Consider the following 15,279-nt stretch of genomic DNA (forward strand, 5'->3'; position numbering starts at 1 on the left):
CAAGGCCATATAATCAAGTCATGTACGATTTCTATGACACCTACTGGTAAATACTATGTGTCCATTTTGACTGAATACGAAAAAGAGATCGTACAAAAAGAAGTAGAAACAGTTGTTGGATTAGACTTTGCGATGGATCAATTATACGTCAGTTCTGAGGATGAGAGAGCCAATTATCCTAAGTTCTATCGTGAAATGTTAGACCGATTAGCAAAGGCTCAACGAGTATTATCAAGACGTACAAAAGGTTCAGGGCGTTGGAATAAACAACGTATCCGTGTAGCTAAGCTGCATGAAAAAGTAGCAAACCAACGTAATAACTTCCTTCATCATAAGTCTAAAGAGTTAGCTACTCATTTTGATGTTGTAGCTATTGAAGATCTAAATATGAAAGGAATATCGCAAGCACTTTATTTTGGAAAAAGCGTCGCTGATAATGCTTGGGGTATGTTCACTTCTTTCTTAGCTTATAAACTACATGAACAAGGCAAAAAGCTTGTGAAAATAGACAAATGGTTTCCTTCCACAAAAACATGTAGCAGTTGTGGAAATGTGAAAAATATGTCATTGTCTGAGCGAGTCTATTCTTGTATATGCGGTGTAAATTTCGATAGAGATTATAACGCAGCTATCAATATCAAAAATGAAGCAATACGCCTATTGGCGTTAGCATAGATAGCAATAAAATAACCCTTGGAACAAGGGAGTTAGCTCGGCTGTCTTAGGACGAATTCGTTAGCTACCAAAAGTAACGACTAACCGAGAAGCCCCCACTTCAAACAGTCCGTTAGGACGTTAAGTGGCGGGTAGTTCACAAACCTAGAAACGTATATTTTATTAATTCTAAAATAAAACCCTTACTTGATAGCGAATTAGTAAATTTAATTCTTATTTAACAATATAAATTTTTTCTTCATAATATGTTTTGTAGCGATTCATATGAAAGCGGGCTGAATGATTATGCTTTATTCGAATATAAGTAAGCAAATTAGAGTACATTCTCATGGTGCAGTTGGGGTTCATGCTATAACACATAGTGCTGCACACAGTACAGTTCAAGCTGTTCATCAAGCATTGCAAATGCAACAACAAATGTATGAAAGTATGCAGCCGCCTATTTATCTGGATATGCAACCATACTATATATCTGGAGGTTATTACAACCCTATAGTGATTTCAGGGGAAGGGATATATTTTTCAACAATTCCTTATGAAACTGTATACAATCTATAGAAAGATTTTGATTGTTAAATTAGTATTTATAAGTAATAATGGTTTTACTAAATTGGTATAAAAAAAGAGCAGCTGAACAGGGTGTTCTCCCCATAATTATGAATTATTCTCCATCATACGTGCAAACAATTATAGGTTATTTTAAATTGAAATATTTTCAAAATACACAAGGAGATCTCGCCTAAATTGAATGAGTAAAGAAAGCATACTAAGAGAGCAAAAATGCTTATCAATCAAAAAATTTTTCTTCATTTTATAACTTGTTGAAAAGTATAAGATACTTTTTTGCAAATGACAGAGGGTTCTCAATTGAACTAAAATGTACAAACATAAGTAATGGATTCATAAAAAGCCAATGGTTATGGAGAGAATCAATAATTATTCCTTGTTGTTGTAAAAGAAATATAAAAGGGTATACTTCTTCTTGCCTTAAAGCAGTTTCTCCTAAATTTAAAGCATTTCCCTGTTCAGCTAAGCTTTCAAATGAAAACATAGCCCCAATGACGTGATTGGGGGCCGCATTCCTTCCCATAATTGAGGTATATAAATTATTCCTTTTTATTTTTACTGAACAAACTCCATCTTCAACTGTATGTTTCCCACCTAAGATTTGTCCAAATTGTTCACATAAGGTATTCATATTAGCCATGAATCTTTAACCTTTTAAATAAGACTTATATTATAAGGTTTACTTAAAAGGTTAAAAACATAGAACAGGTACAGAACTCTTCTGTTAAAAAATATAATAGTTATGACAATTTAAAATAAACTATGAATAATTTTATTTAATATTTGTTCTACCGTATTTAATAATGAATTTTTATTTTTGTTTATTATAGAAAGACTAACATTATACTCATCTACATTAAAATTATTTTCTGTATAATCAATACTGTTTATCATGTGCTGGAAAGCGTTCGACATTTCATTTAATCCATGTATCAGAATCGAATGTTCTTCTAATATGATATTTGGAGGTATTGTTGTTTTTAGCCCTTTTAAGTTCTCATCAAAATTCTTAGTGTATGCTACAAGTTTTTGATGTGTATCTTCTCCAGAAGAATTAGAAAGAAAAACTATTTCGTCAGATAATTTAATAAGAATTGAACCCATGTTTTGTAGATACTTTCCGTATTCCGAAAGTTTAGCATTCATCTGCATCTTCCTTTCATTGTTTCAATGAATTAATACAATGTTCAAAGACTATTGGGATGTAATTAGCATGTATCATTGTTCTTTACATATTAATATGTAAGTTAAATTAATAAATTACATAAATTATTGCTTTTCATCATTGATGGAAAGCATAAAACGTAGTTGATTGAGAACAACAATATTATTTTTATAACTAAATAAAGCTAACTTATTTGAATATATTTTCTCTAATTTATTAGGTATATATTAAAAATTAAAGTAGAACCTAAGAAATAAAAATGTAGCGTATAGAAGGGTGATCGTGTGAATTTTATTTGGCAATCATTAATTTTAATTCTTGCTGGAATTCTGTTATTAAGAATTGCTGGAAGAAAATCCATATCTCAAATGACTTTAGCACAAACTGTTGTCATGATTTCCATTGGTACGATTATTGTTCAACCCATCGTAGAAAAAAGTACTATAAAGGCTATTGCTAGTGCTTTTATATTTGTGGTTACGGTTATACTTTTAGAGTATTTTCAATTAAAGTCTAATACCTTTGAAAAATTTATCACTGGTAAATCTAAAGTAGTCATTGAAAACGGTAGACTTAATATTGAAAATTTAACTAAATTACGTTTAACAGTCGATCAGTTAGAAATGCGTTTACGTAATCAAGGGATTTCTAAAATTGCAGATGTAAAAACAGCGACTCTTGAACCTAATGGTCAATTAGGTTATGAATTGGAGGATGAGGCAAAACCTTTAACGGTGAGAGATTTTCACAAAATCATGCAATCATATAATCAGTCTCTATACGATGTACATAATGAACAGGGAGAAAATAATAATATATTTCAAGAAGTAAAAAACAAAAATAAAAATAAAAATAATCATAGTCATAAAGAACTTAAATAAAAATGGTTCTAACGTACCTTACTTAAAGGATGAAAAATACAACTTTAATGAATATGCTATGTTTTGGAAATAAAGAGGAAGCATAGCGTATTTAATAAACTTGTTACTAAATAACCCAATCATGTGAAAAGATAAATAGCAATTAATTATTTTTTTGTATAAAAAGCCCATCTCCTTCTAACCATTCTGCTAAAAAAACATCTTCATAATTAGAGATTTTTTGAGAAATAAGTTGAGTTTCCAACCAAGATTCAGAAAAGTTTAAATCCTTTAATTCATCCCATAAGACCTTACCATCCCGTATAAGAGTTACGGGTACATAAACCGGTTGATCAGGCATATTAAAATCCTCCCGAGTAGTTTTTTGGTATTGTGTCTTTTTTTAGATGCTAATGGATCCATTGACTTCCAAATAACAAAATGCAACTTCTCGAATAGAAAATGTTTCACTCTGCCTTAGCAAACTTTGTAATTGACTAATATTCATTTTATTTTTCTTTAACTCTTCTCTGTCAACTATGCCATTTTTTATAAGTGGTGATGGTTTTCCTTCAAACGCTCCTCTAAAAAACAGAAATTTTTGTCCAAGATACTCTACGATAAAAAGTAAAAGTCCCCATAAAGTCATAGAGTAGATAATAGTAAAAATACTAATTTTTTGGTCATAAATTGCATTTCCTAATAATTCACCTAAAACTATAGCAGAGATAAATGTAAACGGGGTAATTTGATTAATAATTTTCCTTCCAACAAATTTAACTATTATAAAAAGAAGAAAAAAACCACTTATAAGTTCAGTAGTTATATATATATTTCATATTTTAAAACCTCCAATCATCAAAGTTTTTTAACATAAAAGTTAATTTAATAAAACATTAAATTATAAGAACTCCGAAAGTAAGTTATAGAAGATATTAAAATATATTTTAATTAATCCACAAAGAGTATATTTAATGTTATTTCCAGCATTGATGTTACATATTCATACTTCAATCTAATATTTGAATACTTGTGAGGAGGTATTTATAAAAAGAGACCTAACTAAGTAAAAATAGAAAACAAATGATTCCATTTTTCACGGACTAGAAAACGAAGTTTCTTATACTAAGGCATTATTCTATTCATAATCTAAATTATATATAAACAAGATAGATATTTTGCATTTTTTATAATCAAATATAGAGTAGTTGTAACAAAAATACGTAACATTATTATTTGTAGCAATATCCTTGTTCAAAGGTTTTTGGTACAATGTTTTGTAAAGAAGATGATAAACATGAAGTTTGGTTATATGCGTGTTTCTACATTTGATCAAAATTTAGATTGACAAAAGAATCAGCTTGAAGAATTTGGATGCGACCGCATTTTCTTCGGAAAATAATCGGTACAAAACGAAACCGGTCGGAATTAAATAGTATGCTGGAATTTCTTCGTTCAGAAGATACAGTGATTGTAACGGATTTAACTCGATTATCACGTTCTACAAAAGATCTCATTGAAATTAAGGAACAAATTTCTCAAAAAGGGGTACAGCCGCACGCCCATCAACTTAAGGGGGAAACAAGCTAAACCTTCATTCTGTCAGGTCAAAACATTCTTAAAATAGAAGTATAAAATATATAATGCTATGAACATTTACAACATAGTCTTGGTCGTTAAAAGCAAAACCACAGCAATCGCTGTGGTTTTGCTTATTAGAGGCACTTCTGTTATTTCCTAAATTTTATACGTTTATTTTGATTGAACATCACCAAAAAACTCTGCAATTAAGAAATATGGCACCATTTAAGCATCAAAAATTTTACGTTTAAAATAAAAAAAGATCTCTAAAAAATAGAAATCTTTTTTTAAAACTAAAGAATTGAGAACTTAGATAATTATATAGATTTAGTAATTGTCATATTTATTTTTACAATTTTTTTTGTGATGAGGGTAATAAGGTTCAAAACGACAATAGCATTTTTTCACGTAGTATTTTTTGTAGTAGTAGTCATAGTCTTTTTCTTCATATTTATATTTATCTTTTTTATAATCATCACAATCATATCTTTCATTTTTATGATGACCACACTCATGTTTCCAATAACTCATCTTTATCCCCTCCTTTATATTTTTATAATATGTTCTTTTTATTCTGTAGTATCAGCTTGTCCCCTAGATTAGTTAAAAAAGGGGCAATGTCCATGCCCATCAAATTAAGGTATACAAATTCACCCAAAAATGAAAGAATGAGCTGTATATCCGTGACTTAGGAGATTTTCGTCTACAAGACTTTAAGTCTATTCAAGACAAGCAGGGCGATTATTTATCCCGTCTTAAGTTACCAATTAAAATATATAGAAAAGGGTTCGAAACAGTCATATTTAAAACATAACACCCTCAATTGAAACCAGTATATATACAAATTCATTTGGAAGAAAATATGAAACAACTACAATATTTTAGTTTAGACTTTCTTGTCCCAACCAAGTCTAAAAAATGAAAGTTTAGAGTTTCCTATCTTTGTACAAAGAATAGGTGTAAAAAGACATGAAAGTAGGAACTTATTTTATAGTGTAATATGTTGAATTATCTACGGTGAAAGTTTATTTAGTATCCATTTTCTTGTCCTCATATCGGGATAAGAAAATAGATACTTCTTTAAACGGAGACACTAAAGTGGATACTTTTTCACATACATACATACAGACAACAATCAAGTGGGTACTTTTTAAAACTAGCTGCAAACAAAATGAATTTTTAACTACTATACGTTGAATTTTTAGGAGCTGGTTTCAATTTTAAACAAATGAAATGGGATATGGTAGAAATCCAATTGCTCAAATGAGTGGTCAAAAACTAAAAAAAGTAGATTCTAAGATGATTGATATAAATGGGGATAGAACAGTGGAGGGATGGGAATATAAATGGGATGCTTCAGGACAGCAAAATGGGCAATTTAAATATCAAAATACATCTACAAATGCACCTTGGAATACATTATCTACGTCATTAAATATTAAATAAACTAACAGAAGAATGCGATGTTATTTTTTTATGTTTGTTATATATGTAATGTGTAGATACCTAAAGGAGTCTATGTTTTTAAGTAGGCTCTTTCTAAATAATGATAAGATATCAGCGAATTGATAAACTATTTTGTCTAATTGGCAAACCGAAGTTTACATAATATTTTTCTAGTAAACAATTCTGGGTTTAATAGTGTAATCAATAACGAAAAGAAATCTTTTATAAAATCAATTAAGTTATTTAGTGGGTCTTTCATCATAAATATCTAAAACTACATATTTATGAAATTTTATAAAATTTTCACTTTATATTTAGTCCTAAATCATACGATTTTAATACAAAATACTATAATTTGATTAATAATAGCAGTGTAAAAAACATTAAATATATTTAGATTTTAGAGCTAATGTTACTTTATTACATAATTTGTTTAAAGGGATATATAGGGTTATTATTCAATGTAACTAAAATAATTTAAAAGGAGATAGGAAGTTATGTTTAAAGTAAAAACAAGGGGAAAAATAAAAAGAATTGTTATGGTTTCAACGGCTTGTACCATGTTGTCAATGTATGGAGCACCAATTTCTAGTACAGAGGCAGCAACCCGATCGCATGCCCCATCAGTTTATGTAACACCACAAAATACTGCTGCTTCAGATATTATTAGTATAGACTGGTCACCAGTCCAAACAGCACCTTATACGTATTGGGCTGTGCATAACTGGAATCAGGGAGGGGAGGGTGGTGGTTATGCGGGATTCCAACAACAAAGTGGTTTTGATCAATTCGGTAAACGTACCCTTCACTTTGCACTTTGGGATCCAATAGCATCAAACCAAGCAATAAAAGCTGAATATTTATCGCCGACTTCAGAAGCCAGTAGATTTGGTGGAGAAGGAACAGGTCTAAAGGTACAAACAACTTATAATTGGAAAGATAGTGAATGGTATCGAATGACTCTACGTTCTTGGCAAGAAGATGGCCATACAAAGTTTGGCCAGTGGATAAAAGATAATACACTAAATCAATGGAAGTTAGTTGCTATTATGGATCATCCAGTTGCGAATGTTGCATTTAACTATGGTTTATCGATGTTTCAAGAGGACTGGGCTGGTAATGGACAAGATGTAAGAGAAGCACGTCTTAAAAATGGATACAGCAGAAAAGTTTCAGATAAACAATGGAATTCTTGGAATAATCAGCGTATCTCTGGGCAACATGATACGTCCTATCAATACGATGGAGGAGCAACTTCAGAATATCTATGGGTTAGGGCAGGAGGAAATACTCAATCAACTATTGGTACTGGAAAAACTTTTAATATAAATCAGCCTAGTCAACCAGAAATGGGAAATTTAGATTTTGATATCCAAAATACTCGCTTTGAAGCTGGAAAAATAAATGTTTCATGGAAATTGAAAGAACAAAGTACTCCACAGTTTAAAGGGAAAATTGAAATCTATGACAATGAAAAGTTAATGGGACAACCTTTAAAAGTAATTGATAATATTAAGTCCTACCAAACTGAGGTAAGTCAAACTATGCAATTGCCTCAAACAGCTTTTGCTAAAATTACATTAACAGATATATTTGATCGAACTGTAGAGAAAAAAGTAGGAATTACAAATGGAAATTCTGATATTTTAGTAGGGAATCGATTTGCATGGTCCCTAAAAGGAATTAGTGATTTTGAGTTTGCAAAAATCAATTTCAATAAGTCGACAGAAGAAATGCAAATTGACTTAAAAGCAGGCGTACCGCATCATTATTTTAATGAAACGTATGCGAGTATTAAAGTACAAAATGCATCAGGAAAAGTAGTATATAATAATGACTTTTATGGAAACAAACAACAAAATGCTGAATCGCAAAAAGTTCCAGTCAAAGTAGGAGATTATATTGAATTAACACATCTTGAAGGTGTACATAGAGCGAATTTCACAAATTTAGACAACAGTAAACAAGAAAGCTTTGGAAAAAAAGCAATGTATGAAGTCACACAAGAAGGCTTGAAGAAAGTAGAAAAAATGCCAGAAGCAACAATTTTAGATGGAAATCAATTTACATGGTCCCTAAAAGGATATAGTGATCGAGAAATTGCAAAGATGGATTATAATAAAGCGGCAGAAGAGCTAAAAATCAAATTAGAAGCTGGTGTACCGCATTCTTACTTCAATAGCACATATGCAAGTATTAAAGTCCAGAACTTGTCTGGTAGCGTTATGTACAATAAGGAAATCATAGGAAATAGACAACAAAATGCTGAAATCCAAACAGTACCCGTAAAAGTGGGAGATTACATTGAATTAACTCATATAGAAGGAGACGCTGTAAAGGAAAAAACACGCGCAACATTAATGAATCTTGAAAATAATAAAAATGAAACTATTGGAAAGACAGCAAGATACCAGGTTACAAAAGAGGGCTTAAAGAAAGTAGAAAAAATGCCAGAGACAACAATTCTAGATGGGAAACAATTTACATGGTCATTAAAAGGATATAGTGATCGAGAAATTGCAAAAGTAGATTATAATCAAACAGCAGAAGAGCTGAAAATCAAATTAGAAGCTGGCGTACCGCATTCTTACTTCAATAGTACATATGCAAGTATTAAAGTCCAGAACTCGTCTGGTAGCGTTATGTACAATAAAGAAATCATGGGAAATAGACAACAAAATGCTGAAACCCAAACAGTACCTATAAAAGTGGGAGATTATATAGAATTTACTCATATAGAAGGGGATGAAGCTAAGGAAAAAACAAGAGCGACTTTAACTAACCTTGAGAATGGAAAACAGGAATATATAGGAAAGAAAAGAACATATCAGGTTACATCTACAGGATTAATAAGAAAATAAATGTATAAAAAAGTTGGGGGAATCCTCAACTTTTTTGTCATTTTAGCCAAGAAGACTCCTTCCAAAAGGAACGCGAATTGAGTAGGTGAAGATGAATTGGTTTCGAGCAAGAAATGAAAGGAAGCTATCTTAATTGTTTGACATACATAAACAGTTACTCCATTGCCTTTCAAGTATATGTTTATTGTATAACAGACACATGCCGAAATGGAGCTGAAATGAAGGATAATTAATAAAACACAAGCAACTCTAATTGTAATAGTCTATGGGAACATTATTAAAATTGAACGATTTTAATAGAACTTTGTTGATAATTAGTTAAAAAAGTATTGTACGATTAAATGTTTTATGTTACATTTGCGTTACAAAGATGTTACATAATGTTAAAATTATTTCATTTTTATTTCCTCTAATTTCTGTATTGTTACAAAAAGCTATAGATGTTTTTATGTGGATAGGAGTGTGTGTAGTAAAGAGCCTGAGTTGAAAATACGTGCACACTTTAAATTTCTTTTCTGTCTGAATGAAGAAGACTACCAACTAATTAAGGGGTTTAAAGTAACAACTTTAAATAAAATGTGCTTCCTTTCCCACACACACAAATTAGTACATATTTAAAGTACAGCCTAGTTGCTACACAGACTCTTGTACATATAAACATTAAGGTGAAATAGAGATAAAGATTTATTACATAAAAAGCATTACTTAGCTAAACGTAAAAATATCATCTGTGCATTTTTATGAAATGTTAAAATGCCTAGATGATATTTTTTTGAAGATTTCTTGGATATGTTTATGAATAACGATTTCTAATCTTTAATGATTTTTTACAACTAAAACATCCAATAATTTATGTAATTGAATTTATAAGGTGTATGTACATTCACTTATATAGGGAAAATGAGGTTTTTCATATGAAGTATGATTATAAAGTGTTTATATTTATTTGGACAATTATTTTATTATTTTTTCTACTTTATTATGGTTACAGTAAAATTTCTGACACCGAGCAAGTACCAGTAATAACGATCAAACAATAGAAGTACAAGATATTAGAAAAAACAAATAAGATAAAAATAGATACAGTAAAAAGTCTACGACAGGAAGTAATTAATCTTACTGTATCACATGAAAATCTTAAAGTAAAAACGCCGGTTCTATTAGAAGTGCAAAAACGTAAGGCTGTTACTTCGCGCATAGCTTAGTGGGGGCGTCAACCATCCATATGTATTCGACTTGTCGAGGCTTGTAGCTCACGTCGGATTCATCTGAGTGGTGGCTTCTTCCACAAGGAAGAATTGCTCTTTTTTGAAAGGGTGGTGCAAGTGGGAAAGCAATAGTTCGTTGCTAGTATCAACAAAAAACATACTTGGGGTGTTACCTTACGGTGGCATGAATTCTAGAGCGTCAAACTGTCTAGCGATAGAAGAAAAGACCTAGAGTTCTAACTCAAGCCTCCACTGAAACGCTTCATCTCAGTGGGGGTAGTTGACTTGAGTAGCATGCATGTGTCTGTTAACAGAGAATACATGTGACTAAAATGGAAAACTTTTAACCTATTTTTATTTATTCGTAACCTTTAGAGTTTCTAACACGATTTTCGTAGCGTCTGCAATAAGTGTATCATCGTATTCTGCATCTTCTTTATCATGATTAGAAAGGATGGAAAGAACAATCGGCTTTTTATTTGGTGGCCAAATAATTGCGATATCATTCCTTGTTCCATAAGATCCTGCACCTGTTTTATCAGCTACTTCCCATCCTTTTGGTACACCCGCACGAATTAATTTATCCCCAGTCGTATTTCTCTTCATCCAATCTACTAACAGTTCACGTTTCTCAGATGGTAGTACAGTTCCTAATGTAAAAGATTGAAGCGTCTTAGCGATTGCTTTTGGTGTACTCGTATCATGTGTTTCTCCCGGATTTACTTCATTTAATTCAGGTTCAAATCGCTCGGAGTTAGTAACAGTATCACCCATTTCCCTCAAGATTTTTTCAAATGCGGATGGACCACCTAATTTTTTAAGAATTAAATTATGTGCCGTACTGTCACTATATCGAACAGAAGCATCTGCAAGTTCTTTTAACGTCATTCCTGTATCCACATGCTTTTCAGTAATTGGATTATAATTAGATAGGTCTTCACGTGTATACGTAATTCTTTCATCAAGAGCTTCTATTGAATTCTGACGTAAAAGAGCTCCCACTGCTAATGATTTAGATGTAGAGGCAAATGCAAAACGATCATCTGCATGGTAAGCAACAGTCTGATTCGTACTTGTGTCCAGTGCGTAAATACCAAGTTTAGCGTTATATTCTTTTTCAAGTTTAGCAAAAGCATGATTACCTATATTTTCTTGCTTAACTTGATTGGTTTGATTTGTTTGTTTAGTTGATTCTGATTGCGTATTACTATTAGAACAGCCTATCAGTGTCGCGCATGAAAGTAATACGACAGGTACAATCTTTTTGTAATGTGAATTGGTAAAGAACTTGTTTAAAACGAACATAAATTTTCAACCTCTTTCAAGAATATATGTTTTTAATTTAGTACTTCATACTGATGCGAGTGTAGAGAGCATACGATAACGATACTCTACAGCTTAAATTTTTCAGGTTACAGCACATTCAAAACGTTTATGGAGCGAATAACCCAAAATTCAAGTGAATTATTTTTTACTTTTTCACTTGCAATGAGTATCCCGTAAAAGTATGAAACTGGTAACATGTAAACGTAGTATTTCAATACACACCTTTTATACATCCTTCTCTTTTGCAAAATAATGAATCCTTTCATTTTTTTATTAACCTTATAAATAGGTGTCCAGCGATATAGGTTGTATCCAATTTGGACATCTATTTTCTGGAATACACGTAATAGACATTCTAAGTAATGCATTTGTTCCACTTTTAGATGAAGAAGAACTTGAGTATGGTGAAAAAATATTATGAATTACTATATAGAAACCTAGTTCGGTAAAGGAAAGTAATCGTGTAGCATTCTTTTTGCTATCTCCTCAAAAAATACGCTCACTGACTTTATAAACTGTATTTTCAGAAACATTGCAAGCGTGTAAGACAAATGAAAGGTAATTCAATATGAGAAAAACACCCTTACTACTACAATGAAAAACAGAAACATGAATAAAAATCATGTGTTACGATATGAAATTTAATTTGGTACTTAATAAATTTGACCAAGTATTCTAGTTTCAATAGGAGAAGCCGAAACAGATTAGTTGTGAATGGTACATGACTCGTATTAAAAAATCATAATGTGGGCAGATATCTTCTATCAAATCTTATTCGTAGTGTGTACATTTGGAGGGAATTTCTCATATGAAAATAGTAAAAGTAAATGATCTTAGTAAAGAATATACAGGAAAGGTTCCACATACAGCACTTTCAAATATAGACTTAACAATTATGGAGGGGGAATTTGTTGGGATAATGGGACCTTCGGGAAGTGGGAAAACAACATTATTGAATATGATTTCTACTATTGACGCGCCAACATCAGGCAGTGTATGTATTCATAATCAAAATCCGTATCAACTCTCCTCCGATGATTTGGCCTTATTTCGCAGAAAGCAATTAGGATTCGTTTTTCAATCCTTTAATTTGCTGCATACCTTAACAGTAAAAGAGAATATAGTTCTTCCACTCGTATTAGATGGCATGAATGTGAAAAGAATAAATAAACGAGTAGAATCTATTTCGGAAAAATTAGGAATCAGCGAAATTTTAAATAAGCGAACATATGAAATATCAGGAGGGCAAGCACAGCGAACAGCGATTGCCCGTGCACTCATTCACTCTCCTAAATTGGTTCTTGCCGATGAGCCGACAGGAAACTTAGATTCTAAAGCCTCTCAAGATGTGATGGAACTATTAACACTATTAAACAAAGAAGAAAAGGCAACAATGATGTTAGTAACGCACGATCCAGTTGCTGCAAGTTACTGTGACCGCATAATTTTTATTAAAGATGGCCAGTTATGCAATGAAGTTACTTGCAAAGATGATCGTCCATTATTCTATAAAAAAATTATGGATAGTCTTTCTATGTTAGGGGGGGAATAAACATGACTTTTCGACAACTCGCATTTAATAATGTTTTACGAAATAAAAGAATATATCTTGGTCATTTTTTTAGTAGTACATTTGCGGTATTGATTTTTTTCACTTATGGGCTACTTGTCTTTCATCCGAACCTACAAGGTGAGCTGACTCATCTAAGTACCATCATGAGTGCATTTGGAAAAATAGGATTTCATTTATCCTATTACTTAATCTTTGTTTTTTCTTTCTTATTTATTTTCTATTCTGTTAGTGCATTTTTAAAAAATAGAAAAAAAGAGTTTGGATTATTAATGTTACACGGAATGTCTAATAAGCAGCTTCATCGATTAATTTTCTTCGAAAATATGTTGATTGGAATCCCTTCAATCGTAGTAGGCATTGGACTAGGAATGGTTTTTTCTAAATTGTTTTTATTAATTAGTAGTTCTTTATTAGGGATAGAGCAAACGTTAGCATTTTACTTTCCAATCAAGGCAATGATAGTAACAGCAATGTCCTTTTTTGTTTTATTTCTACTTATTTCTTTGTTTACATCAAAAATGGTGAAAATGAATGAACTTGTAGAACTCATAAAATCAGATGAAAAACCAAAAACTGAGCCAATAGTGTCTGTTTATATATCCTTGTTGGTCATTATTTTATTTGGAGCGGGTTACTCCTGCGTTCACCACAGTATCGCCGCGGTCGATTACATGCGTTTAAATCAATTATTCCTACTCGTAGGAGTAGGAGTCGTATTCATTGTATGTGGGACCTATTTTTTCTTTACTCAATTGTGTGTATATGTGTTATCCGCTTTAAAAAATAGAGAAACTACATTCTTTAAAAGAACCAATCTCCTTGTTATTTCAGAATTAATGTATCGTATGAAAGATAATGCGAGAACCTTTTTTATCGTATCAATTATATCTGCAGTATCTTTTACAGCAATTGGAGTTTGTACGGCTATTGCAAATCCTGAATTGGCTAAGCATGAGACTCCATATGCATTTACCTATCGTTCAGATAAGGGGAATATAGAAGAAAAAGCTCATATTGAAGAGATAAAGAAACAATTAGAGGAATCTGGATTTTCATATAACCTTGTAGCAACAGAATTTAAAAGGACATTAGACGGATTGGCTTTGATTAATCTTTCTGCGTATAATGAATACGCTAAAAAATTAGGGTATGAAATAGAGAAATTAACAAATGAAAATGATAGCATTGCTATACGACTTAATAAGAAAGAGAAAAGTACAGAGCATCTGGATTTTTTTGAAATAAATCATGGTGAACTCGAGATTCCACTTTCTGTACAAAAAACAGTGTATATCCCAGAGTTAGCCATGATTGATAACCCTGTTATTGTTTCTGATGCTGTTTATAATAAGGTCCTACATGTTCAAGAAGAAGGCGTACTCCGAGATTACACGATTTACGGTTTTATCGTTAAAGATTGGTCTGAAACAAGTGCGATTTCGACAAGTCTTAAGAAGTTCATTGGTACGAATCAAGAAGACTATTATAAGTTTTCATCACTGTATTTAAGATGGATTGAAATGAAACAACAAAACGGACTACTTTCTATTTCAAGTGTAATGGTGGGGATTGTATTTTTCGTATTTACGTTAAGCTTTTTATATTTCCGGCTATTTACTGATTTAGAACGCGATCAAGAGCAATATGAAATGATTTCAAAATTAGGTTTAAGTAAAAGAGAGTTAAAGCAAATCGTGACAAGACAAATGATGTTACTATTTTTCCTGCCGATAGTAGTGGCTATGCTTCACAGTAGTTTTGCATTTCTAACGTTTCATCAATTAGGACAAACAGTAAGTAGGGAAATGTCTGTTTTACAAAGCTCAATTGTAGTATTAGTAAGCTTTATTTGCATTCAAATGGTTTACTTCTTTATTATTAGACACCACTATTTAAAACGTATACGTACAAAAATGCATTCATAAACCTTTATTTATAAGAGCCATTCTCAGTTATGAGGATGGCTTTCCTAATTTTTTAAAAATTAACTAACATGGTTTTAAATTTTCGTTATGGG

At 31.5% G+C, this 15,279-nt stretch carries 9 protein-coding genes and 5 pseudogenes; 9 read left to right on the forward strand and 5 right to left on the reverse strand.

The features are described 5' to 3' along the window. A partial coding sequence (locus ACTFO4_RS22610) for an RNA-guided endonuclease InsQ/TnpB family protein (RefSeq protein WP_440018867.1) occupies positions 1–675 on the forward strand: 675 nt, incomplete at its 5' end. Between the two features lie 285 nt (positions 676–960). Beyond that, entirely contained in the window at positions 961–1,233 is a 273-nt protein-coding gene (locus ACTFO4_RS22615; protein ID WP_142954745.1) for a DUF3947 family protein, read from the forward strand. 253 nt (positions 1,234–1,486) lie between these two features. Here the strand turns inward: ACTFO4_RS22615 and ACTFO4_RS22620 are convergent, their stop codons facing one another. Further along, on the reverse strand, positions 1,487–1,882 hold the full coding sequence (locus tag ACTFO4_RS22620) for a DUF1259 domain-containing protein (protein WP_409532409.1): 396 nt from the start codon (positions 1,880–1,882) through the stop codon (positions 1,487–1,489). 110 nt (positions 1,883–1,992) lie between these two features. Further along, entirely contained in the window at positions 1,993–2,388 is a 396-nt protein-coding gene (locus ACTFO4_RS22625) for a hypothetical protein (RefSeq protein WP_322471625.1), read from the reverse strand. 303 nt (positions 2,389–2,691) lie between these two features. On the opposite strand from ACTFO4_RS22625, the gene ACTFO4_RS22630 reads away from it, so the two are divergent. After that, the gene (locus ACTFO4_RS22630) at positions 2,692–3,288 is read left to right on the forward strand and encodes a DUF421 domain-containing protein (RefSeq protein WP_324656912.1); all 597 of its coding nucleotides are present in this window, start codon (positions 2,692–2,694) and stop codon (positions 3,286–3,288) included. Positions 3,289–3,430: 142 nt separating this feature from the next. Here ACTFO4_RS22630 and ACTFO4_RS22635 read toward each other — a convergent pair. After that, positions 3,431–4,099, reverse strand: a pseudogene (locus ACTFO4_RS22635) (DUF421 domain-containing protein). Between the two features lie 465 nt (positions 4,100–4,564). Here ACTFO4_RS22635 and ACTFO4_RS22640 point away from each other — a divergent pair. Then, positions 4,565–4,842 (forward strand): annotated as a pseudogene (locus ACTFO4_RS22640) (recombinase family protein); the annotation flags it as partial. A gap of 333 nt (positions 4,843–5,175) precedes the next feature. Here ACTFO4_RS22640 and ACTFO4_RS22645 read toward each other — a convergent pair. Next, the gene (locus ACTFO4_RS22645) at positions 5,176–5,379 is read right to left on the reverse strand and encodes a hypothetical protein (RefSeq protein ID WP_098852686.1); all 204 of its coding nucleotides are present in this window, start codon (positions 5,377–5,379) and stop codon (positions 5,176–5,178) included. Positions 5,380–5,512: 133 nt separating this feature from the next. On the opposite strand from ACTFO4_RS22645, the pseudogene ACTFO4_RS22650 reads away from it, so the two are divergent. From ACTFO4_RS22650 to ACTFO4_RS22660, 3 genes and pseudogenes are all read left to right on the forward strand, one after another. Further along, positions 5,513–5,764 (forward strand): annotated as a pseudogene (locus ACTFO4_RS22650) (IS4 family transposase); the annotation flags it as partial. Positions 5,765–6,072: 308 nt separating this feature from the next. Continuing rightward, a pseudogene (locus ACTFO4_RS22655) lies at positions 6,073–6,294 on the forward strand (DUF4879 domain-containing protein); the annotation flags it as partial. Between the two features lie 497 nt (positions 6,295–6,791). Further along, a complete protein-coding gene (locus ACTFO4_RS22660; RefSeq protein WP_440014455.1) occupies positions 6,792–9,155 on the forward strand; it encodes a putative mucin/carbohydrate-binding domain-containing protein in 2,364 nt (787 codons plus the stop codon). A 1,562-nt stretch (positions 9,156–10,717) separates the two neighbouring features. Here the strand turns inward: ACTFO4_RS22660 and blaIII are convergent. Next, the gene (blaIII, locus tag ACTFO4_RS22665; RefSeq protein ID WP_063538711.1) at positions 10,718–11,668 is read right to left on the reverse strand and encodes a class A beta-lactamase BlaIII; all 951 of its coding nucleotides are present in this window, start codon (positions 11,666–11,668) and stop codon (positions 10,718–10,720) included. Between the two features lie 829 nt (positions 11,669–12,497). Between blaIII and ACTFO4_RS22670 the strand changes: the two are divergent. Beyond that, positions 12,498–13,269: pseudogene (locus ACTFO4_RS22670) on the forward strand (ABC transporter ATP-binding protein). Next, on the forward strand, positions 13,244–15,187 hold the full coding sequence (locus ACTFO4_RS22675; RefSeq protein WP_440014454.1) for an FtsX-like permease family protein: 1,944 nt from the start codon (positions 13,244–13,246) through the stop codon (positions 15,185–15,187). The pseudogene ACTFO4_RS22670 and the gene ACTFO4_RS22675 overlap by 26 nt, the downstream one beginning before the upstream one ends. Positions 15,188–15,279 lie beyond the last annotated feature (92 nt).

This window comes from Bacillus cereus group sp. MYBKT14-1, from assembly GCF_051915185.1.
GTDB classification, from domain to species: Bacteria; Bacillota; Bacilli; order Bacillales; family Bacillaceae_G; genus Bacillus_A; species Bacillus_A cereus.